The sequence below is a fragment of the Neorhizobium petrolearium genome, assembly GCF_029854435.1.
Lineage (GTDB): Bacteria > Pseudomonadota > Alphaproteobacteria > Rhizobiales > Rhizobiaceae > Neorhizobium > Neorhizobium petrolearium.
The window spans coordinates 4333752-4353964 of sequence record NZ_CP123000.1; the positions used below are offsets into that span (position 1 = coordinate 4333752).

The window sequence follows — 20213 nt, forward strand, 5'->3', positions numbered from 1 at the left end:
TCATGAGGATCGCCGGACGCAAAATCACGGCCAAGACCGTAGCCATCTATACGATCGCCATCGTCATCACCGCAGTGATGCTGATGCCCTTCGCCTGGATGCTGTCGGCTTCGCTGAAGCTCAGCCGCGACGTCTTCGCCTTCCCGATCGAATGGATCCCGTCCGAGCCGCAATGGCAGAACTACGTGGACATCTGGACGAAGATTCCGCTGGCGCTCTTTATCTATAACACGTCCAAGCTGACCATCATCGTCACGCTCCTCCAGCTCCTGACGTCGAGCTTCGCGGCCTATGCCTTCGCCAAGCTCAACTTTCCCTACAAGAACACGCTCTTCCTCGGCTATATCGCAACGATCGCCATGCCCTGGCAGGTCTATATGGTGCCGCAATTCCTGCTGATGCGGGAGTTCGGGCTCAACAACACACATCTCGCGCTGATCTGCCTGCAAGCCTTTACCGCCTTCGGCGTCTTCCTGATGCGGCAGTTCTATATGTCTATCCCGACGGAACTCTGCGAAGCGGCGCGCATCGATGGCATGAACGAGTACCAGATCTGGGCGAAGATCATGCTGCCGCTCTCGAAGCCGGCGCTTTCGACGCTGACCATCTTCACCTTCGTCACCACCTGGAACGACTTCCTCGGGCCGATGATCTATCTCACCAAGACCGAGCTGAAGACCATCCAGATCGGCCTGCGCATGTTCATTTCCCAATATTCGGCTGAATACGGACTGATCATGGCCGCCTCGGTCGTAGCACTCATCCCGGTTCTCGTCGTCTTCCTGTCTCTGCAGCGCTTCTTCGTCGAGGGTGTCGCCTCGTCGGGTCTCAAGGGTTAAGTCCATGAATGCCGCCTCGTCCGTCGCCCCGCAGCCGATCACCGATACCGAGGTTAAGACCGCGCTCGATATCGCCGTCGAGCAGGTCAGGCGGAATCTGCCGGAATTCACCTATGTCTCGCAGAATCATTCGAGCGTCGGCAATGTCTATCCTGCCGTCGAAAACAACCAGTGGACTGCGGGTTTCTGGCCGGGAGAAATCTGGCTCGCTTTCGAGCATACCGGCGATAAGATCTTCCAATATGCTGCGCAGATCCAGGTCCAGAGCTTCCTCCACCGAATAGAAGACCGCATCGAGACGGACCATCACGACATGGGGTTCCTCTATTCGCCGTCCTGCATCGCCGCATGGAAACTGGTCGGCGATGAGGATGGCCGCAAGGCTGCGCTACTCGCGGCAGACCAGTTGATCGCGCGCTTTCAGCCGATCGGCCGGTTTATCCAGGCCTGGGGCCGCAAGGGCGTCGCGGAAGAATACCGCTACATCATCGACTGCCTGCTCAACCTGCCGCTCCTCTATTGGGCGAGCCGTGAAACGAACGATCCGAAGTATCGCGATATAGCGCTGATGCATGCCCGAACGACGCTAGCAAATTCCATCCGGCCCGATGACTCTACTTATCATACCTTCTACCTGGACCCGGTGACGGGAGCACCTGTCCGTGGCGTGACAAAACAGGGATACAGCGACGAAAGCGCCTGGGCGCGTGGCCAGGCCTGGGGCATCGCCGGGATGGCGGTTTCCTACCGATATGAACGGATCGAAGAATATCGCCAGACCTTCGATCGCTTGCTCGCCTTCTATCTCAGGCGCCTGCCGGTCGATATGGTGCCCTATTGGGACCTCATCTTCTCGGACGAGGACGGCGAGCCCCGTGACAGCTCCTCCGCTTCGATCGTCGCCTGCGGCCTGCTCGAAATGGCTGATCTGGTCGAGCCTGAGACCGCATCGCAATACCGCGAAGTGGCACGCCGCATGATGAAGAGCCTCGTGGATCGCTACGCCGTCAAGGATCCCGCCGTATCGAACGGCCTCGTCCTGCACGGGACTTATTCGAAGAAATCCCCCTACAACACCTGCCGCGGCGAAGGCGTCGACGAGTGCGTCTCCTGGGGAGATTACTATTACATGGAAGCTTTGACGCGCCTTTCGCGCAACTGGTCTTCCTATTGGTGAGAGGACCTGATGGCCAGCATTTCACTCAGGAAACTGAACAAGACCTACGGCGCGCTGACCGTCGTGCACGACATCGATCTCGAAATCGCCGACAAGGAGTTCATCATCCTGGTCGGCCCCTCTGGCTGCGGCAAATCGACGACACTGCGCATGATTGCCGGGTTGGAGGAGATTTCCGGCGGTGAGCTCAAGATCGGCGGCGACGTGATGAACGATGTTCCCTCCAAGGACCGCGACATCGCCATGGTCTTCCAAAACTATGCGCTTTATCCGCATATGACCGTTTACAAGAACATGGCCTTCGGCCTGCAGCTCCGGAAGGCGAAGCGGGACTTTGTCGACAGCCAGGTGCAGGAAGCGGCAAAGATCCTCGATATCACGCATCTGCTGAACCGAAAGCCGAAGGCTCTCTCCGGCGGCCAGCGCCAGCGCGTCGCGCTCGGCCGCGCCATGGTGCGCAATCCGGCCGTCTTCCTGCTGGATGAGCCGCTTTCCAACCTCGACGCGAAGCTGCGCGGCACGATGCGCGCCGAAATCACCAAGCTCCACAAGCGGCTCGACGCGACCTTCATCTATGTGACCCACGACCAGATAGAGGCCATGACCATGGCGGACCGGATCGTGGTGATGAAGGACGGCCATATCCAACAGGTCGATACGCCGCAGAACCTTTATGACCGGCCGATCAACATGTTCGTGGCCGGCTTCATAGGCGCACCGCAGATGAACATGCTGCCATCAGTGATCCAGCGTCGCGGCGATGGTTATCTTGCAGTCTTCGACGGCCGGGAACTGCCGCTGCCGGCACATTTCGACAAGAGCCGCATTGCACCTTACGAAAATCGGGAACTGGTGCTCGGCATCCGCCCGGAAAACTTTCATGAGCTGCCACCGGCCGACATCCCTGCGGAGAACCTGGCTCCGTTCAAGGCGATCGTCGAACTGGCTGAGCCGATGGGCTCGGAAGTGCATCTGAACATGGTAGCGGGCGGACGCGGTCTGATCGCGCGCGTCTCACCGAGGTTCAAGGCAGGAATCGGGGACGAAGTCACGCTCGTCGCCGACATGAGCAATATGCAGTTGTTCGACAAGGAGACGGAGCGCTCGATCCTGTATTGAAGCTCCGCGGGGAGAGGCCATGCAATGGCTGCGCGACATGTGGACAAAGGAAGGACGGGGCATTCCGAAGGATGCCCCAAAGAAGACCGGGCTTGCCCTGTTCGCGGAAATTTTCGCGCGTGAATGGTGGGAAATGGTCAAACTCAACATCCTGTTCATTCTCGCGGCGATGTTCGTCGTGACCCTGCCGGCGGCAATCGCCGCAACTGCGCGTATTTGCGTCGCTTTCGTCGAGGACCGCAATATCTACCTGCTGCGTGATTTCAGCGAAGCATTCATCCGCTATTTCTGGCGCGCCACGGGGTGGGGGCTTGCTTTCACCGTCGCCCTTGGCGTGGGGGCCTACGCGACTGCGAGCTACGCTTCCGCGGCCAGAGATAATCTGGCTTTGGTGGCGCCCTTGACCGTCAGCTTCGTCGTGACTGCCGTCATTGCGGTCATGGCATGTCACGTCATCGTCCTGATGGTGATGCGCGATCTTCCGGCGTTGAGGCTGCTGCGCCTCGCGGCGATTGCCTCAATTATCCGCCCGCTTCCGGCGCTTGCGGCAATCGCCTTTGTATCGGCCCTCTGGCTCGCCCACATCGCCTTCTATCCGGTTTCCGTCTTCATGCCGGCAACGCTGAATTTTTCACTTGGAATGTTTGCCGTCGCATTCGGCGTTCATCGGGCGACGACGATGGTTCTAGCCCTGCCAATCGCAATGCAAGAGCAACGCGAGCCGCACGCCCGCAACACGACACAAAACATCTAATCCAGAAACACTCAGGGAAGGAGAATCGGAATGTCTTTGGATCATTTTGGGAGAACAATGAAACTTGCCTTGGCCGGACTGGCCTTGGCCACGACGGCCGCGGGTTCTGCGCTCGCACAGCCGGCCGACGCGGTCACACTCAAATGGGCGCTCTGGGATTGGGACAAGGTCGCCTACTACAAGCCGTTGATCGAGGCTTACGAGAAGAAACATCCGAACGTCAAGTTCGAGCCTGTCGATCTCGGCTCGCAGGACTACCAGCAGATGATTTCAACGCAGTTGACCGGTGGATCGAAGGATATCGACATCGTCACGGTCAAGGACGTTCCCGGTTATGCCAACCTGGTGCGCGCCGGTTCGATCAGCGATCTCAGCGGCTTCATGAAGGAGCAGAAGATCGATGCGGAGCCCTTCGGCGGCCTGATCGAGGAACTGACGGTAGATGGCAAGATCTATGCCCTCCCCTTCCGGTCCGACTTCTGGGTCGTCTATTACAACAAGGACATTTTCGACAAAGCCGGCGTGCCCTATCCGACGAATGACATGACCTGGGCGCAGTTTGACCAGATCGCCACCAAACTCACCGGCGGCATGGGCACGAACAAGACCTATGGCGCCCTTTTCCATACCTGGCGCTCGACGGTGCAGCTGCCCGGCATCCTGGACGGCAAGCATACGCTGGTCGATGGCGATTATGCCTTCCTCAAACCCTGGTACGAGCGGGCGCTTGCCCTGCAGAAGGACGGTGTGGTCCCGTCCTATGCGTCGTTGAAAACCTCCAATACCCATTATTCGGCTCTGTTCTTCAACGGAACGATCGGCATGTTGCCGATGGGCACCTGGTTCATCGGCACGCAGATCGCCAAGGTCAATTCAGGCGAGTCCAAGAGCAAGAATTGGGGCATCGTGAAGTATCCGCATCCGGAAGGCGTGCCGGCCGGGACCACCGCAGCGCAGATCTCCGGCCTGGCCGTCAACGCGAATTCCGATCACAAGGAGGTGACGCTTGATTTCATAAAGTTCGTCACCGGGCCGGAGGGGGCGGCAATCATCGCGTCCACCGGTACCATTCCGGCCCAGCGCACAGACGATGTCGGCGAAAAGATCGCGTCCGTTCCCGGCTTCCCGCAGGATGCGAACAGCAGGGCGGCACTTGAGGCTGGCAAGTCCTTCCTGGAAATGGCGGTGAACCCGAACGCGGCAAAGATCGAGGTCGTGCTGAACCGTACGCATGACGCGATCATGACGGACAATATCTCTATCGATGAGGGCCTGACGGAAATGACGGAAGGCGTGAAAGCGATCAAATAACTCCTGCCATGATTGACCGCGGGACTGCTCCTCTCGCGGTCAACTCTCTTTGGACATATTCCTGGATATCGCTCGTGATTTACGATCCCGCTCAGGCCAATCCTCTTTTCGGCAACCCCCTGAAGACCCGTGACGACCTTTCGAGGGCGATCATCGATCTTTTCAAGCCGATCTTGCCTTATTTTTCCGAAGGCGGTGCTCGCGTACGCCTGAGCGCAACCGGCGCTCTCTTCGATAGGGCCGCGGCCGATCTGGAGGGTTTTGCACGACCGCTCTGGGGTATTGTGCCCCTGGTTGCCGGCGGTGGCACTTTTCCGTTCTGGGATCTGTATCGACGCGGCCTCGCAAATGGCACCGACCCCTCCCATCCTGAATACTGGGGCGACGTTGCCGATCGAAATCAGCGGCTGGTGGAACTGGCTGCCATCGGTTTTGCTCTCGCAATGGTTCCGGAGCATATCTGGGAACCGCTGGCCCCAAAAGACAAGGGCACAATCGCAGCCTATCTCGTCAACGCCCGCGAGCGCGAGTTCGTCGACAACAACTGGAAATTTTTCCGCGTGCTGGTCGACCTTGGGCTTGAGCGCGTCGGGGTGGACTTCGACCGGTCGAAAACCACGGCCTACCTCGACGAACTGGAGGCATTCGACATCGGCGACGGCTGGTATCGCGACGGACCGGTGCGCCGGGTCGATCATTACATTCCCTTTGCCATGCATTTCTACGGCCTGATCTATTCCGCCCTGGCGAAAGGCGACGAGGCCCGCAAAACCCGCTTCCGGGAGCGCGCACGAACCTTTTCCAGAGATATTCGCCACTGGTTTGGCCCGGATGGAGCAGCGCTCGCCTTCGGACGCAGTCAGACCTATCGATTTGCCGCCGGCGGCTTTTGGGGAGCACTCGCCTTCTCCGAAGTCGAGGCACTGCCCTGGAGCGAGATCAAGGGCTACTATATGCGGCATATCCGCTGGTGGTCGGACAAACCGATCGCCGATCGTGATGGTGTCCTCTCGATCGGCTACGGCTATCCGAACCTCTTGATGAGCGAGAGCTACAATTCGGCGGGATCGCCTTACTGGGCGCTCAAATTCTTTCTGCCTCTGGCGCTGCCGGCCGATCATCCGTTCTGGACCGCGGAAGAAGCGCCGGCGCCAGAATTTCCACAACCGGTTCCGCTGAAGGGGCCGGGCATGGTCGCCATGCACACGCCTGGAAATGTGGTAATCCTATCGTCCGGACAGCAGCACGACAAGATGCGCGGGGCGAACGAGAAATACTCGAAATTCGTCTATTCGACGCGCTACGCCTTCAATATCGAAGCCGATGACCGGCATTTTGCTGCCGCCAGCTTCGACGGCATGCTTGGATTGTCCGACGACGACGTGCACTTTCGCATGCGGGAGACCTTGGACGAGGCATTGATCGCCGGTGACCGGCTTTATTCGCGCTGGTGTCCCTGGAGCGACGTGGTTGTCGAGACCTGGCTTCTGCCTGCGAATCCATGGCATATACGCGTCCATCGGATCACCACGCCGCGAGGGCTGAAAACCGCCGAGGGTGGCTTTGCCATTGAGCGTGCCGATTTCAATGTGGATCGGGCTGAGCAGTCGGAAGGCCGGGCGATATGGCACGGCCAAAGCGATATCAGCGCCATCATTGACCTTTCACCGAATGTGCGGCGGGCGGGTTTTGCGATGAGCCCTATTGCCAACACGAACCTGATTCATGCGAAAACGCTGCTGCCGCAATTGCGCGGCGACATCCCCGCAGGTACGACGGTATTGGCGACCGCCGCTATGGCACTTCCCGTCGGCGATGATGCGACGAGATCGCTCCACGCTTCACTCATATGTCCTGACATCGGCGAGCTTGAGCAGCTCTTTCTCCGGAGAGGTTCACCCGTTTCTGCGTTCAAACTCGAGTTATAGGCTCTTGGTAGAAACGCAGAAGACCCGGCCAAATGCAAAGCGCGGACGTCAGGACCGACGCTTTGCGACGCGAAAGGAAAAGACATGACCGCCACCGTTCAAACGCGCCATGCAATCCACTACAGCCAGTCCGAACGTATGACAGGCGCAGAGATCAGGGAAAACTTCCTGATCGAGACGCTTTTCGTCCCAGGAAGCCTCCAGGCGGTCTATACCCATTATGATCGGATGCTCGTTGCCGGTGCCATGCCCACGAACGGTCGGCTGATCGTCGGCGAAGAACTGGCAAAGCTCGTCGGGACCGATTATCTACTGGAGCGCCGTGAGCTCGGTCTTATCAATATCGGTGGCCCGGGCCGCGTCATGGCCGATGGCACGACTTGTGATCTCGAACCCATGGACGGGCTTTATCTCAGCCAGGGAACGCAGGAAATCGCCTTCGAAAGCGTTGACCCGTCGACACCTGCAAAATTCTATATCAACAGCGCGCCAGCTCACACGAGCTTTCCATCGCGGATCGTCAGCAGAATGGACGCGATCGAGAACGATCTCGGGGACGGCGCCACCTCGAACAAGCGCAAACTTTACCAGTATCTCCATCCGAAGGTTCTGCCGACCTGCCAGCTCCTGATGGGACTGACACGGCTCGAAACCGGCAGCGTCTGGAATACCATGCCGGCCCATCTGCATGATCGCCGCATGGAAGCCTATCTCTATTTTGACCTGCCGGAAAACGCGTTCGTCGTGCATCTGATGGGACGCCCCGAGGCCACGGAGCATCTGATCGTCAGAAGCGAGCAGGCTGTCCTTTCTCCGCCGTGGTCAATCCATTGCGGCGCAGGCACCTCTGCCTATGCTTTCATCTGGAGCATGGCAGGAGACAATCAATCCTTCACCGACATGGACATGGTCGACATGAAGAGCCTTCGGTAGGAAATAGCGTGGGCTGTTGAAAGAGCGAACCTTCGCCTTCGTCGGATAAGACGCACGGACAGGGACAGGGAACTGATCCTTCCACGGCTTGATTCGGCTGGGGCGCTGCCGCTTGCCAACTTCTCCAGTATCAGAATGATTTTCTTAACCTTTGCGACCTTTATAGATTTTGTTTGATCCGAAGCGGCGCTTGAGGTACCTCTTTTCGCGCCGAGGTGATTTTTGAAATTTTATCGCGGGGACATCATGACGGCGATCACTTACGCCCCTTTTCGGAGGGCAGCTTGCCTGGTTGGATTCGCCCTTCTGGCTGGCTGCACGTCGTCTCAGACGACATCGTCAATCACCAAGGATTCCGTGAAGACGAATACCGCGTCGATTGAAAGCGCGAAGCAGGTGTACACCTATACCGCAACTGACCGCGAATGCTTGAAACGGGCGATGTATTTCGAATCCAAGCGGTCAAGCAAAGACGGCTTCATGGCCGTCGGCAGTGTGGTGATGAACCGCCTGACTTCCGGTGCTTATCCGGAGACGATTTGCGGCGTTGTTTCGCAAGAGAAGCAATTCGCGCCGGGCGTGATGACACGCGTGATGAAAGAAGAAACGGCGCCTGAACTGAATGCTGCTGCAGACGCCATCCTTCGAGGCGAACGAAATCCCGAAGTGAAGGAAGCCATGTTCTTCCATCAGGATGGGCTGAAATTCCCTTACGACAACATGCACTATGTGACCGTGGCCGGTGGCAATGCGTTTTACGAGAAACGCGACGACGAAGGTGATCTGCAGACCCCTGCCCCAAAGCCGGCGGATGAATATATCCTCGCCTTCGCGCCGCATCTTGCCGCCTCGCCAAGCATGGTGGCCGTGAACGATGTCGGAGCAACAGCCACGCAGGCAGAAGGGGATGATCTCGTGCTTCCGCTTGATGCCCCGGTTCCCATTCAACGACCCCAGCCTGCGAGCATGTCCGCCACAGGGCAGATGGCTCTGGCTCAGCCGGAAGTGTGGTCCTTGCGCCCCGCCGGAAAGTGATCTGGCGCCGGGCCAAGTCAGGGCTTGCTTCCGTGGCTGTGGACATCTTCCCGGACAGGTAACGTCCCGATTGCCTCGCCGATTTGCTGGCCATAGAAAGTCATGCGCCACTTTAAGGGGAAGCTGGCGGAATATTTCGGGGGCTAGTCAATGAATTCGCGTTTTTCTTGCGTGGCCGCACTCGGTGTGCTGGCCATGATCATGGTCGGCTGTACGACGACGGAAGAAGCCAACCAGGCGATCCAGTCCAAGTGGATCGGCCAGCCGGTCGATTCCTTCTTCACCTATTACGGGCCGCCCGTTTCGTCTTTCCCGCTGAACGACGGCGGAACGATCTATACCTGGGTCGGCGGCGAGACGACGCGTTATATTCCAGCCCAGTATCAGACACCGCAACCCGCCAAACAGGATGCGAACCGGGTTATGCGCACGACGACGGAAACGCAGAAAAAGGCGGATGGCAGCACCGTCACGACCACCAAAACCTCGTCCTTCGGCATTTCGGCTCAACCGGCCGCGCCACAGATGATTTCGCCGGCCCGCACCGAGGATCTCTTCTGCGAACTGCAGATTACAACCGGCGCCGACAAGATCATCCGCATGCTGCGCGCGACGAAAGACACCGATGGCGAAGGTTTCAGCTTCTCGCGCTGCGCCGAAGTGATGGGTGTCAAGAAGTAGGCCGCATCAACGCAGCCTTACATGTTCCATCCGAAAGCCAAGGCCGATGAGGCGTCCTGCCAGATGGGCAAGCACTGGCCATCGGGCAATGCCGCGGATAAAGGCGGGCGGGCCTTTTCGTCTCTGCTCGTCCGCCTGATCGGCGCGGCGGCGGCTGCGCATCATCAGCTGCAACTTCTGTGTCGCTTTGGTCGGAAAGCCGCGGCGTTTTTCCACGGCCGCCAGATCGGCATCGGAAAGGCGGTTTTCCCCTAATGGAGCCGCCAGGATGTTGGCTGCCGCCACGGCATCCTGGATTGCCAGGTTAACGCCGACACCGCCGATCGGCGACATCGCATGTGCCGCATCGCCGATGCAGATGAGTCCCGGTCGCCACCACTGTTTCAGTCTGTCGATGCGGACGGTGAGCAAGCTCGTATCGTCGAATGTCCGGATTTCCTGCATGCGGTCCGCCGGCAGCGGCGAAACATCGATCACCATCTGGCGGAAGACCTGGATGCCTTTCTCGCGGATTTCGGCAAGCGTTCCCTTGCGGATGACATAGCCGCATTGCCAATAGTCACCGCGATCGATCAGCACGAAGCCCTGTCGCGGACCGGCATGCCCCATCACTTCGTTTGGATCGCCTGGCTGTTTCGAAAGCTTCATCCAGACCACCTCGCTCGGAATGCCGAAACTTTCGACGATGAGCCCCGCCTTCTCCCGCACTACCGAGTTCCGGCCGTCTGCACCTATAACGAGCCTGGAATGGACGGTGAGACTGCCTTCGGTCGTTTCTGCCACGAGGCCTGAAATCCGATTACCCTCTTCCAACAGTTCCGTGACCTTTGCATTCATGATCAGCCGGAAATTCGGATATCCCTGCGCTTGAGCTGCAAGGAAGCTCAGGAAATCCCATTGCGGCATGAAGGCGATGAAGCGGTTCTTCACCGGCAGGCGGGAAAAATCGGCGATGGTAATCGTTCGGCCCGCCATTTCAGCGGACAATTTCGGCGCCCGCGTATGCGGCAGTTTCAGGAACTCGTCGATGAGGCCGAGTTCCTGCATCACTTCCATGGTCGACGGGTGAATCGTGTCGCCGCGAAAATCCCGCAGGAAATCGCCATGCTTCTCTATCACCACGACATCGACCCCCGACCGCGCCAGCAGATAACCGAGCATCAGGCCCGCCGGCCCGGCTCCTGCGATCACGCATGTGGTCTTTATTTCCTGTCTCGCACTCATGACCTATTTCGCTTGAAGTCACTTCCCGGATCAAGCAGCACTTGGTCGCGGCCTGATGAAATTCAAGCCTTGTGAGCTGCGACTTTCGCTTGTAGACCTGCGGCAGCTTTATGAAACGGAAGATATCATGGCCGGTACCGGCAAACGCCGCATCAGCATTCTTGGCTCCACAGGCTCGATCGGCGTCAACACGCTCGATGTCGTGGATCAGCTCGGCGGTCGTGAGGCTTTTGACGTCGTTGCGATCACCGGCAATGCCAATATCGCCCTCCTGGCCGAACAGGCTAAGGCCTGCGGCGCGAGACTGGCCGTTACTGCCGATGACGCTCAATATTCTGCCCTGAAGGACGCGCTTGCGGGCAGCGACATTGAAGTGGCCGCCGGGCGCGACGCACTGATCGAAGCGGGCGCGCGGGATTCCGACTGGGTCATGGCGGCAATCGTGGGCACTGCGGGGCTCGCACCGACGCTGGCCGCCGCACAACGAGGCGCCGACATCGCCCTTGCCAACAAGGAGTGCCTGGTCTCTGCCGGTGAGCTTTTTATCAACGCGGTTGCCGAAGGCGGCGGGCGGTTGATTCCGGTCGACAGCGAGCACAGCGCAATCTTTCAGTCGCTGGAAGACGACCAGCATCATGCCGTGGAACGCATCGTTCTGACTGCATCAGGCGGCCCCTTCCGCACCTGGACACGCGAGGCGATGGCGGGCGTTACGGTAGAGACCGCCCGTGCCCATCCTAACTGGTCGATGGGATTGAAGATCTCGATCGGCAGTGCCTCCATGTTCAACAAGGCTTTGGAGATGATCGAGGCGAAACACCTCTTCGATCTGAAGCCGGACCAGATCGAGGTGATCGTCCATCCTCAATCGGTCATCCATTCCATGGTCGGGTACACGGACGGCTCGGTGCTTGCCCAGCTCGGCTGCCCGGACATGCGCACCGCGATCGGTTATGCGCTCACTTATCCGAACCGGCCGAAGCTCAATGTCGAACGGCTGGATTTCGCGAAACTCGCACGTCTCGATTTCGAAGCCCCGGACGAAGTGCGCTTCCCTGCACTGCGGCTCGCGCGAACGGCGCTTGAACGCGGCGGCATACAGGGCGCAGCCATGAATGCAGCAGAAGAGACCTCCTTCCACGCCTTCTGTGCCGGCCGCATCGGCTTCCTGAATATGGCCGACATTACCGAACAGGTGATGGACAGCATGGCAGATTACGGCGCAGCCACGACCATGGACGAGGTTTTCGCGGCGGATGCAGAAGCCCGCAGGCGGGCCGGTGAAATCATCGCGAAAAATGAAATGGCCGCATAAGCGGCCATTTGGCTTATCCGATTTTCAGACCGGTCACGCGACGTGCCTTGCCAGCGCACAACGCGACCAGAGCTGGTGCAGCGAGCCGACCAGATGCTCGATATCGGCATCCGAATGCAGCGGAGTCGGAGTGATGCGCAAGCGTTCGGTCTTCTTTGCCACGGTCGGGTAGTTGATCGGCTGGACATAGATGTCGCAGGTATCGAGCAGGATATCCGAAATCCATTTGCACTTTGCAGCATCGCCAACCATGACCGGCACGATATGGCTGGGATTGTGCATGTGCGGAATGCCGCGCTGGTCGAGCATGGTGCGCAACTTGCGAACGCGATCCTGATGACGGACGCGCTCGAAGGGGCTTGCCTTCAGATGCCGGATCGAAGCAAGCGCACCGGCAGCCAATGTCGGCGGCAGTGCCGTCGTAAAGATGAAGCCGGAGGCGAAAGAGCGAATGAAATCGCAAAGTGCTGTGGAGGCAGCGATATAGCCACCCATCACACCGAACGCCTTGCCAAGCGTCCCCTCGATGACCGTCAGCCGATCCATCAGGCCTTCGCGCTCGGCAATGCCGCCGCCACGCGGGCCATACATGCCGACCGCATGCACTTCATCGAGATAGGTCATCGCTCCGTATTTGTCGGCCAGATCGCAGATTTCCTTGATCGGGGCAATATCACCGTCCATCGAGTAGACGGATTCGAAGGCGATCAGTTTCGGCGCGCTCGGATCGGCGGCCGCGAGCTTCGCCTCCAAGTCATCGAGATCGTTGTGCTTCCAGATCACCCGTTCGCATTTGGCGTAGCGGATGCCCTCGATCATCGACGCATGGTTTAGCGCATCGGAGAAAATGATCAGCCCTGGGATCTTCTGGCCGAGCGTTCCAAGCGTTGCCCAGTTGGACATATAGCCCGAGTTGAAGATCAGGCCCGCTTCCTTGCCATGCAGATCGGCAAGCTCGCGCTCGAGGAGAACGTGGTAGTGCGTCGTTCCAGAAATATTCCGGGTGCCTCCCGCACCCGCGCCACAGTGATCGATGGCTTCCTTCATCGCCTCGATCACGGCGGGATTCTGGCCCATGCCGAGATAGTCGTTGGAACACCAGACGGTTACTTCCTTCGGACCGTCGGGAGTGTGGCGTGTGGCGCGCGGGAAATTGCCACGATGCCGTTCGAGATCGGCGAACACCCGATAACGACCCTCCGTGTGAAGCCCGTCCAGTTCGCTCTTGAAAAATGCCTCGAAATCCATGTCACACTCCAGAACCTGCTTTGGTTTTGGTTTCAGTCGCGCTTTTCGTCAACCCCGCGATGCGTGATAAAACCCACCTGCGGCAAAAGGCCCGTATTTTTGAATTATTCCAATAAAAGACTTAGCCAGTATCGGCAATGTCATAATTGATCCACGTCAATGAGGAAGGAAAGAGCAGCGCCTGCGCTCCTTCCTTTCCGGTTCGGATCGCGACTGGTTATCAACCCGCAGCAACGACGGCTCGTTTCGCCATGACCTTCACGAGGTTGGCGCGATACTCCGCATTGGCATGCAGGTCCGAGAGAAGATTGGACGAATCCACCGCGATGTTCGACAGAGCATCGGCTGACCAGTCGGAAGCAAGCGCCTGTTCGAAGCCCGAATGGCGAAAGACACCGTTCGAGCCGGCGCCGGTCACGGCGACACGCACGCCACTGGACGTCTTTGCCACGAAGACGCCGGCCATCGCGAAGCGCGAGGCCGGATTGTTGAACTTCGCATAACCTGCCTTTTCCGGCGCATCGAAGGAGACGGCGGTCACAATCTCGTCATCCTCAAGGGCGGTCTCGAATAGGTCCGTGAAGAACTCATCCGCCGCGATCGAACGTCGGTCGGTAATCACCGTCGCAGCAAGGCCAAGTAAGCCAGCCGGATAATCCGCCGCCGGATCGTTATTGGCAATCGAGCCCCCGATCGTGCCCATATGGCGCACATGCGGGTCTCCGATATGGCTTGCGAGCTCGCAGATCGCAGGGCAAATGGAACGAATTTCACGGGAACCGGCGACATCGGCATGCGGCGTGGCGGCGCCGATCGTCACCTTGCGGCCGTCGATCGAAATCCCGCGCAGAGCCGCGATATGCCGGAGATCGATGAGATCGGTCGGCGCGGCGAGCCGCTGCTTCATGGTCGAGATCAGCGTCATGCCGCCGGAGAGATATTTACCCTCCTCATGCGCGGCGCGGAGTTTGACGGCATCTTCCACGGAGGAAGCCCGGTGATAGCTGGTTGCATACATTGTCCATTCCTCCTCAATGAGCCGCGTGCATCGCCTGCCAGACCTTCATCGGGGTCGCTGGCATGGTAAGCCCGTTATTGCCGATCGCATCGGTGATGGCGTTGATCAGCGCCGGCGGCGAGCCGATCGCACCTGCCTCACCACATCCTTTGATACCGAGCGGATTATTTGGGCAAGGCGTGTTCTGGTGCGACAGCTTGAAGGACGGCAGGTCGTCGGCGCGCGGCATGGCGTAATCCATGAAGCTCGCCGTCAGGAGCTGACCGTTCGAATCATAGTGCACAGCCTCGAGCAGCGCCTGGCCGATGCCTTGGGCCAAACCGCCATGCACCTGGCCCTCTACAATCAGCGGATTGATGATATTGCCGAAGTCATCGGCGGCGACGAACTGGATGATGTCCGTCTCGCCGGTTTCCGGATCGATCTCGACCTCCGCGATATAGCAGCCGGCCGGGAAGGTGAAGTTGGCCGGATCGTAGAAAGCCGTTTCTTTAAGCCCGGGCTCCATACCGGCCGGCAGGTTATGGGCCGTATAGGCGGCGAGCGCCACCTGGAACCAGGGCAAGGCTTTATCCGTACCGGCGATCTTCAACTCGCCGTTTTCGATCACGACATCCTGCTCGTCCGCCTCCATCAGATGCGCCGCGATCTTCTTTGCCTTGGCCTCGACCTTGTCGAGTGCCTTGACGATCGCCGACATGCCGACTGCGCCGGAGCGGGAACCATAGGTGCCCATGCCCATCTGCACCTTGTCGGTATCGCCATGAACGATGTTGATGCTGTCGATCGGCACGCCGAGTCGGCCGGCGACGAGCTGGGCAAACGTGGTTTCGTGACCTTGGCCGTGGCTATGGGAGCCGGTCAGAACCTCAATCGTTCCGACCGCATTCACCCGTACTTCCGCCGATTCCCAAAGACCGACACCTGCGCCGAGCGAACCGACCGCCTGCGACGGTGCAATACCACAAGCTTCGATATAACAGCTCATACCGATGCCGCGCTTCTTGCCACTGGCTTCCGACTGTGCCTTACGGGCAGCAAAGCCGTTCCAGTCGGCCGCCTGCATCGCAGCTTCGAGCGAAGCTTCGTAATCGCCGGTGTCGTAATTCATGATCACCGGCGTCTGATAGGGGAAGGAACGGATAAAATTCTTCCGCCTCAGTTCAGCCGGCGAGACGCCGAGCTCGCGCGCCGCCGTCTCGATTGTGCGCTCAAGCAAGTAGGTGGCTTCAGGGCGCCCGGCGCCGCGATAGGCATCGACCGGCACGGTATTGGTATAGACGGTGCGGACATTGGCATGAATCGCCGGGATCGCATATTGGCCGGAAAGCAACGTCGCATAGAGATAGGTCGGCACGGCCGAGGAGAAGAGCGACATATAGGCGCCGAGATTGGCAATCGTGTCGACCTTCAGCGCCGTGATGCGGTTGTCCGCATCGAAGGCCATCTTCACCTTGGAAATATGGTCACGGCCGTGGGCGTCGGTAAGGAAGGCTTCTGTGCGGTCGGAAGTCCATTTCACCGGCACTCCGGTCTTTTTCGAAGCCCACAGGCAGACAATCTCTTCTGGATAGATGTAGATCTTCGAGCCGAAACCGCCGCCCACATCCGGCGCGATGACGCGCAGCTTGTTTTCCGGCGCGACATTGTAGAACGCACTCATGACAAGGCGAGCCACGTGCGGGTTCTGGCTCGTCGTATAGCAGGTGTAGTGGTCTTCGGCCGCATCATAGATGCCGAGCGTGGCGCGCGGCTCCATCGGGTTCGGCGAAAGCCGGTTGTTGACGATCTCGATCTCGGTGACATGCGCGGCCGACGCGATCGCCCGGTCGGTCGCATCCGGATCGCCGAGCTGCCAGTCGAAGATCAGGTTGTTTGATGCTTCCGGGTGGAGCTGCGGCGCTCCAGCCTCCAGCGCTGCGGTCGCCTCGGTGACGGCCGGAAGCAGCTCATAGTCGATGACGACGGCTTCCGCCGCATCGCGGGCCTCACCGATGGAATCCGCCACGACGATCGCAACCGCATCGCCCACATAGCGCACGGTTTCAGCGGCGAGCGGCCGCCATGCGCCCATTTTCATCGGTGAGCCATCCTTCGAATGGATCATCCAGCCGCAGATGAGATTGCCGATGCCATCGGCCTGCAGCTGCTTGCCGTCCAGCACATCGATGACGCCCGGCATGGACTTCGCGGCACTCGCATCGAAGCTCTTGATCCTGGCATGCGCGTGCGGACTGCGAATGAAGTAGGCGGATTTCATGCCGGGGACGATCATGTCGTCCGTATAGCGCCCCTTGCCGGTCAGGAAACGCTTGTCTTCCTTGCGGGTTACGCGTGCACCGATTCCTTCAACACCCATTTTCATCTCCTCCAGAAATGAGCGAATAGCCAATAGGAAGTAGCGAATAGAGGGAGTTCGAGTAGCGACGGGCCAAACCAGCGGCCAATTCGCTATTCGCTACTCCCTATTCGCTTGCCTTCACTCCGCCGCTTGACGGCCCGATGCCATTTCGGCATCGGCGGCGAGGATGGCCTTGACGATATTGTGGTAACCGGTACAGCGACAGATATTGCCTTCCAGCCCTGCGCGGACCTTCTCTTCTGTCAGCGAACCGCCTTCACGCTTGATCATGTCGACCGCCGTCATCACCATTCCGGGCGTGCAGAAGCCGCATTGAAGTCCGTGGTGCTCCTTGAAGGCCGCCTGCACCGGATGCAGTTCGCCCTGGCCGGCCAGCCCCTCAATCGTTGTGATCGTTGAACCGGAAGCCTGTACCGCGAGGATGGAACAGCTTTTGACCGAATGGCCGTCCATATGGATGACACAAGCGCCGCACTGGGTCGTGTCGCATCCCACATGCGTTCCGGTCAAACCAAGTTTTTCGCGGATGAAGTGCACGAGCAGGGTGCGATCCTCGCATTCGCCGCTCATCGTGCGGCCGTTCACGGTCAGCGTCACTTTCGTCATCATTTTCCTCCTCGCATCTCTCCCGGATACGGGCATCATCATTTGCTTTTTTACGGAGAGGATCAACTGCTACTTTCTATGGAAACGTCAATTATTTGGTCGGCCTCGGAACCCGTCTTGACGCTTCCACGAGCGATTCGAGGACAAATTCCTCAAAGAAATGAAGGCGGCATATGGACTCTTCTACATCGCACCCTATTGTTCCCGCGATAGTGCTGGAGCTTGCTGGCGGATGCCGCGGAAGGGCCGGCCATAATAAGACATAAGGAGAAATGTCATGAAGAAAGCCATCGTGCTTCTGATGCTTGGCGCATCGCTCGCGAGTTGCACCGCAACTGAACAAGGCGCTGGCATCGGCGCTGCATCGGGTGCCGTGATCGGTGGCCTCGCGACAGGCAACGTCCGCGGTGCGGCTGTCGGCGCCGCGATCGGCGGCGTATCGGGTGCATTGATCGGCTCCGTCGCCGAACAGCCCGGTCAGTGCTACTATCGCGACCGCTATGGCCGTCGCTATGTCGACGATTGCCCGCGCGGTTACCGATAAACGCTCGGATTGCCGGCGGAATGTGTGGCCCCGGAGCACGCTTCGGGGCTTTTTCTTTCATGAAATCATCGCGAAGGACAGACAAGGGGTACCCCGCCCCTTCTTTTGCCGTTAGATAGGTTTTGTTGGGGGCTATGAGGACTCAAAGCCGAGGCGTCGACAGTTAATTTGCGTATGCGAAACAAAAGTACGGGGCGGGAAAAGGACCGGAAGCTGAGGGGAGCAGGCATCGTCGCAATGCTCGTCGCCGCCTTTCTGTTTGCTCCGCCGCTCGCAAACGATGCCTACGCCTTCAAGATATTCGGCATAACGCTCTTCGGGGATGAAGAGGAGACGGTCGAGGTCATCGATCCTGTCCGGTACGACGTGACACTCGAGACGGGAGATGCGGACAAGGATCTCAAGGAGCGCCTCGAAAATGCGGCGTCGCTCGTCACCGACGAGAAGCAGCCCATCTCCGGCGATCTTGGTGTCATCATCAAGGCACGGGAAGACCGCGACCGACTGATCGCCGTTCTTTATGAAGAAGCGCGTTACGGCGGCACCGTACATATTTCCGTCGACGGCACCGACATAGACAGCTTGCCACCCAATCCGACCTTCAATCACGCGGCGCCGGTTCCGGTGACGGTTCGCATCGCCCCCGGTCCGGTCTTCAAGCTTGGCTCAGTGCGTTTTGAAGGAGATGCCGTCGGACGCGATCCCGCAAAATACGACCTGGTTCCCGGCGGAAAAGCCGGATCTCGCCTCATCCTCAAAGCCGGCGAGCAGCTTCTCGTCGATCTGAAGGATGAGGGCCGGCCGCTTGCAAAGCTTACCGAGCGACAGGTAACCGCCGATCACAGGACGAATACCATCGATGTCGTGCTTGGTGCTGTCGGTGGTCCCATGGCGCCTTTCGGTGCGGTGGCCGTCAAGGGCTCGCGCACCGTCGATGCCGCCTTCATCAGCCGTTATTCGCGGCTCGACAGAGGCGGGCGCTATTCGCCGGAGCAACTGAAGAAGGCGAATGACCGCCTGCGCGAGCTCGGTGTCTTTTCGAGCGTGACGATCCGCGAGGCGGATAGACTCGCTCCGAATGGTTCGCTGCCGCTGACGATCGAGGTTTCAGAAGGCAAACATCGTTATTTCGGCTTCGGCGCCGAATACTCCTCGATCGACGGAATCGGCCTTGAAGGCTATTGGGGTCATCGCAATCTGTTCGGCGAGGCCGAATCGCTGCGTATCGAGGGCAAGGTGTCCGGCATCGGAGCCACGACCGATCTCGGCACCTACGACTACTCCGCCGGCATCATATTCACCAAACCCGGTGCCTTCGTGCCCGAGGCTACTTTCGAATCCCGTCTCGAAGCCAAGAGCGAGACGCCGGATGCCTACGAGGCGCAATCGATCACCTATTCGGCCAGCATTGCTTATGAATTGAACGAAAGAGACAAGCTCACCGGCGGCGGCGAAGTGGCCTGGATCAATACCGATGACGCATTCGGCAAGAACCAGTACCTCACGGTCAGTCTGCCGGTCGGTTTCGAACGAGACGCCCGCGATAACAAGCTCGACCCTACAGAAGGTTATCACGCCACGCTTGCGGCAAAGCCCAGCTATGAGCTTCTGGACGGCACGGTCTTCTCCTCATTCGAAGGTTCGATCTCCGGCTATCTCGGCTTCGGGGAAGAAAATGGCATCGTGCTCGCGGGCCGGCTTGCGGCCGGTACATTGGTCGGTGCCGACGATCTTGAAAGCATTCCGGCGACACGCAGATTCTTCGCCGGAGGCGGTGGATCGGTGCGCGGTTATGCCTATCGGGAAATTTCGCCCTATAACAGTGCCGACGAGCCGACGGGCGGGCGATCCTATACGCTGGGCTCTTTCGAAGTACGGGTAAAAGTGTCAGAGAGTATCGGCATTGTACCTTTTATCGATGTCGGTACCGTGTCGACCGGAATCATGCCTGATTTTTCTGATATACGCGCGGGAGCGGGGATTGGCGTACGATATGCCACGCCTTTTGGGCCGCTCCGACTTGACGTCGCAATTCCGTTGCAGCGTTACGATGGCGGCAGCCAATACGGGATCTATGCTGGTATAGGACAGGCATTCTGAAAGGCAGATGGAAAGGTAG

17 protein-coding genes are annotated in these 20213 nt (G+C 59.0%); 12 read left to right on the forward strand and 5 right to left on the reverse strand.

The features are described from left to right. The first annotated feature begins 2 nt into the window (after positions 1-2). From QEO92_RS21095 to QEO92_RS21135, 9 genes are all read left to right on the forward strand, one after another. Positions 3-839, forward strand: coding sequence for a carbohydrate ABC transporter permease (locus QEO92_RS21095; protein ID WP_037156887.1), 837 nt, complete (start codon positions 3-5; stop codon positions 837-839). Positions 840-843: 4 nt separating this feature from the next. Then, positions 844-2016, forward strand: coding sequence for a glycoside hydrolase family 88 protein (locus QEO92_RS21100; RefSeq protein ID WP_227704314.1), 1173 nt, complete (start codon positions 844-846; stop codon positions 2014-2016). Positions 2017-2025: 9 nt separating this feature from the next. Continuing rightward, positions 2026-3135, forward strand: coding sequence for an ABC transporter ATP-binding protein (locus QEO92_RS21105; protein ID WP_227704315.1), 1110 nt, complete (start codon positions 2026-2028; stop codon positions 3133-3135). Between the two features lie 19 nt (positions 3136-3154). Further along, positions 3155-3889 carry a DUF624 domain-containing protein gene (locus tag QEO92_RS21110; protein WP_037156880.1) on the forward strand — a complete coding sequence of 245 codons (735 nt, stop codon included), beginning with the start codon at positions 3155-3157 and terminating at the stop codon, positions 3887-3889. A 30-nt stretch (positions 3890-3919) separates the two neighbouring features. Next, positions 3920-5200, forward strand: a complete 1281-nt coding sequence (locus tag QEO92_RS21115; RefSeq protein ID WP_227704316.1) for an ABC transporter substrate-binding protein — start codon at positions 3920-3922, stop codon at positions 5198-5200. Positions 5201-5274: 74 nt separating this feature from the next. Further along, positions 5275-7128, forward strand: a complete 1854-nt coding sequence (locus QEO92_RS21120) for a DUF2264 domain-containing protein (RefSeq protein WP_037157299.1) — start codon at positions 5275-5277, stop codon at positions 7126-7128. Between the two features lie 84 nt (positions 7129-7212). Further along, on the forward strand, positions 7213-8061 hold the full coding sequence (gene kduI / locus QEO92_RS21125) for a 5-dehydro-4-deoxy-D-glucuronate isomerase (RefSeq protein WP_037156877.1): 849 nt from the start codon (positions 7213-7215) through the stop codon (positions 8059-8061). A gap of 246 nt (positions 8062-8307) precedes the next feature. Continuing rightward, positions 8308-9096, forward strand: coding sequence for a cell wall hydrolase (locus tag QEO92_RS21130; RefSeq protein ID WP_227704317.1), 789 nt, complete (start codon positions 8308-8310; stop codon positions 9094-9096). Positions 9097-9246: 150 nt separating this feature from the next. Then, positions 9247-9777, forward strand: coding sequence for a hypothetical protein (locus QEO92_RS21135; RefSeq protein ID WP_037156875.1), 531 nt, complete (start codon positions 9247-9249; stop codon positions 9775-9777). Between the two features lie 6 nt (positions 9778-9783). Here the strand turns inward: QEO92_RS21135 and QEO92_RS21140 are convergent, their stop codons facing one another. Further along, positions 9784-11001: an FAD-dependent oxidoreductase gene (locus QEO92_RS21140; protein ID WP_037156873.1), complete on the reverse strand. Its 1218-nt coding sequence runs from the start codon at positions 10999-11001 to the stop codon at positions 9784-9786. A gap of 127 nt (positions 11002-11128) precedes the next feature. On the opposite strand from QEO92_RS21140, the gene dxr reads away from it, so the two are divergent. Next, on the forward strand, positions 11129-12316 hold the full coding sequence (gene dxr / locus QEO92_RS21145; RefSeq protein WP_265105720.1) for a 1-deoxy-D-xylulose-5-phosphate reductoisomerase: 1188 nt from the start codon (positions 11129-11131) through the stop codon (positions 12314-12316). Between the two features lie 33 nt (positions 12317-12349). Here dxr and hemA read toward each other — a convergent pair whose 3' ends face one another. From hemA to QEO92_RS21165, 4 genes are all read right to left on the reverse strand, one after another. Then, positions 12350-13564 carry a 5-aminolevulinate synthase gene (hemA, locus tag QEO92_RS21150; protein WP_227704318.1) on the reverse strand — a complete coding sequence of 405 codons (1215 nt, stop codon included), beginning with the start codon at positions 13562-13564 and terminating at the stop codon, positions 12350-12352. Positions 13565-13784: 220 nt separating this feature from the next. Continuing rightward, positions 13785-14582, reverse strand: a complete 798-nt coding sequence (locus QEO92_RS21155) for an FAD binding domain-containing protein (RefSeq protein ID WP_227704319.1) — start codon at positions 14580-14582, stop codon at positions 13785-13787. A gap of 13 nt (positions 14583-14595) precedes the next feature. Next, positions 14596-16941 carry a xanthine dehydrogenase family protein molybdopterin-binding subunit gene (locus QEO92_RS21160; RefSeq protein ID WP_227704320.1) on the reverse strand — a complete coding sequence of 782 codons (2346 nt, stop codon included), beginning with the start codon at positions 16939-16941 and terminating at the stop codon, positions 14596-14598. A gap of 120 nt (positions 16942-17061) precedes the next feature. Then, a complete protein-coding gene (locus tag QEO92_RS21165; protein WP_227704321.1) occupies positions 17062-17550 on the reverse strand; it encodes a (2Fe-2S)-binding protein in 489 nt (162 codons plus the stop codon). A gap of 277 nt (positions 17551-17827) precedes the next feature. Between QEO92_RS21165 and QEO92_RS21170 the strand changes: the two genes are divergently transcribed. Continuing rightward, a complete protein-coding gene (locus QEO92_RS21170) occupies positions 17828-18094 on the forward strand; it encodes a glycine zipper domain-containing protein (protein WP_037156862.1) in 267 nt (88 codons plus the stop codon). Between the two features lie 174 nt (positions 18095-18268). Continuing rightward, positions 18269-20194, forward strand: coding sequence for an autotransporter assembly complex protein TamA (locus QEO92_RS21175; protein ID WP_227704322.1), 1926 nt, complete (start codon positions 18269-18271; stop codon positions 20192-20194). The last annotated feature ends 19 nt before the right edge of the window (positions 20195-20213 follow it).

Bases quoted from the DNA above. Each gene is read 5' to 3' on its own strand.
- QEO92_RS21140 (WP_037156873.1), bottom strand. From the start codon at position 11,001: ATGAGTGCGAGACAGGAAATAAAGACCACATGCGTGATCGCAGGAGCC.
- QEO92_RS21130 (WP_227704317.1), top strand. From the start codon at position 8,308: ATGACGGCGATCACTTACGCCCCTTTTCGGAGGGCAGCTTGCCTGGTT.
- hemA (WP_227704318.1), bottom strand. From the start codon at position 13,564: ATGGATTTCGAGGCATTTTTCAAGAGCGAACTGGACGGGCTTCACACG.
- QEO92_RS21105 (WP_227704315.1), top strand. From the start codon at position 2,026: ATGGCCAGCATTTCACTCAGGAAACTGAACAAGACCTACGGCGCGCTG.
- QEO92_RS21165 (WP_227704321.1), bottom strand. From the start codon at position 17,550: ATGACGAAAGTGACGCTGACCGTGAACGGCCGCACGATGAGCGGCGAA.
- QEO92_RS21135 (WP_037156875.1), top strand. From the start codon at position 9,247: ATGAATTCGCGTTTTTCTTGCGTGGCCGCACTCGGTGTGCTGGCCATG.
- QEO92_RS21100 (WP_227704314.1), top strand. From the start codon at position 844: ATGAATGCCGCCTCGTCCGTCGCCCCGCAGCCGATCACCGATACCGAG.
- QEO92_RS21115 (WP_227704316.1), top strand. From the start codon at position 3,920: ATGTCTTTGGATCATTTTGGGAGAACAATGAAACTTGCCTTGGCCGGA.
- QEO92_RS21095 (WP_037156887.1), top strand. From the start codon at position 3: ATGAGGATCGCCGGACGCAAAATCACGGCCAAGACCGTAGCCATCTAT.
- QEO92_RS21170 (WP_037156862.1), top strand. From the start codon at position 17,828: ATGAAGAAAGCCATCGTGCTTCTGATGCTTGGCGCATCGCTCGCGAGT.
- QEO92_RS21175 (WP_227704322.1), top strand. From the start codon at position 18,269: ATGCGAAACAAAAGTACGGGGCGGGAAAAGGACCGGAAGCTGAGGGGA.
- QEO92_RS21110 (WP_037156880.1), top strand. From the start codon at position 3,155: ATGCAATGGCTGCGCGACATGTGGACAAAGGAAGGACGGGGCATTCCG.
- QEO92_RS21160 (WP_227704320.1), bottom strand. From the start codon at position 16,941: ATGGGTGTTGAAGGAATCGGTGCACGCGTAACCCGCAAGGAAGACAAG.
- kduI (WP_037156877.1), top strand. From the start codon at position 7,213: ATGACCGCCACCGTTCAAACGCGCCATGCAATCCACTACAGCCAGTCC.
- QEO92_RS21155 (WP_227704319.1), bottom strand. From the start codon at position 14,582: ATGTATGCAACCAGCTATCACCGGGCTTCCTCCGTGGAAGATGCCGTC.
- dxr (WP_265105720.1), top strand. From the start codon at position 11,129: ATGGCCGGTACCGGCAAACGCCGCATCAGCATTCTTGGCTCCACAGGC.